This window comes from Aliidiomarina sp., assembly GCF_047920995.1.
Classification (GTDB): domain Bacteria; phylum Pseudomonadota; class Gammaproteobacteria; order Enterobacterales; family Alteromonadaceae; genus Aliidiomarina.
This window is the reverse complement of sequence record NZ_JBLRWZ010000080.1, coordinates 1-1,301: the sequence shown is the minus strand read 5'-3', so window position 1 is coordinate 1,301 and position 1,301 is coordinate 1. Positions and strand designations below refer to the sequence as shown.

Sequence of the window (1,301 nt, the reverse complement as noted above, 5' to 3'; positions counted from 1 at the left end):
CCTTTAGTAACGAGCAGCGTGAGCTCGCCAGCGCTCGCATTGGTGAAAGCGAAATTTATTTCCAGGGCAAGCATTATAATGCCAACCATTATAACCGCGATTTACTTACCCCTGGGCACCGTATTCAAGGCCCTGCGATTGTGTTGGAGATGGATTCCACAACCGTAATCTTCCCTCGCCACGAAGCGATTGTAGATAAGGTTGGAAACCTGCTCATTCAACCAGATAACAGCGCTAAGGAGTAATATTATGCCTGCTACTATTGTGCAAACGAATCAAGAAACCTTTCAGCGCATTGATGTTGAAACGGTAACGCTCGATATTATTGAAAATGCTATGGCAAATGCGCGTAATGAAATGGATGCTGTTTTATTTCGTACCGCAATGTCGCCCGGCATTCGTGAGCAAGGCGATGCCTTTCCGATGATTGCTAACCATGAAGGTAAAATGGTGGTTGGCCAGTTTGGTTCATTTATTACCGGCTTTATTCAATCCTATAATGGCACCATTGAAGAGGGTGATATCTTTCTCACAAATGATCCCTACATGTGCGATGGCGCTGTAAGCCACTTACCTGATTGGCTAGTAATGGTGCCTATCTTCAAGGGCGGCCGGCTCATTAATTGGAGTGCTATGTTTGGCCACATGTCGGATGTTGGCGGCAAAGTGCCTGGCAGCTTACCCACCGATGCAAAAACGATTTTTGAAGAAGGAATTCGCATTCCACCATTAAAAATCTATCGCAAAGGGGAATTAAATGCCGATGTACTCGATTTAATTCTGCACAATGTGCGTGTTCCACGTTGGAACAAAGCAGATTTTAACGCCATTGTGGCCTCTTGTAGAACTGCCGGCAAACGTTGCGTTGAGCTTGCTGAGCGTTTTGGTGATGATACCTACATTAGTTCATTGCAAATGATGCTAGAACGGAACTATACGGCCATGCGCGAAATTATTCGCATGGTAGTTCCGGAAAGTAAGCAAAGTTTTGAAGATTATATTTGTGATGATGGCGCAGGCCTGGGCCCATACACCATTCGCTGCACTATGTGGCGTGAAGGTGATAAAGCCATATTCGATTTTGCCGGTACTGATCCGCAAGCACCCTCTTCGGTAAATTTCTATTTAAACGAAGAAATGTTCAAAATGTTCTTTGGTGCCTTCACCATAAATTTATTCGACCCCTCCATTCTATTTAATGATGGTTTCTATGATCTGGTAGATGTGCGGATTCCACAAGGTTCTATCTTAAAGCCAAACTTCCCTGCAGCGCTTTCATGCAGAACGCATTTGCTAGGACG

Annotated in this window: 1 protein-coding gene and 1 pseudogene; both read left to right on the top strand. The window is 44.7% G+C overall.

Annotated elements, in window-relative coordinates:
* A pseudogene (locus ACNA7P_RS11180) lies at positions 1 to 245 on the top strand (hydantoinase/oxoprolinase family protein); the annotation flags it as partial.
* Between the two features lie 4 nt (positions 246 to 249).
* A partial coding sequence (locus tag ACNA7P_RS11175; RefSeq protein WP_416258701.1) for a hydantoinase B/oxoprolinase family protein occupies positions 250 to 1,301 on the top strand: 1,052 nt, incomplete at its 3' end.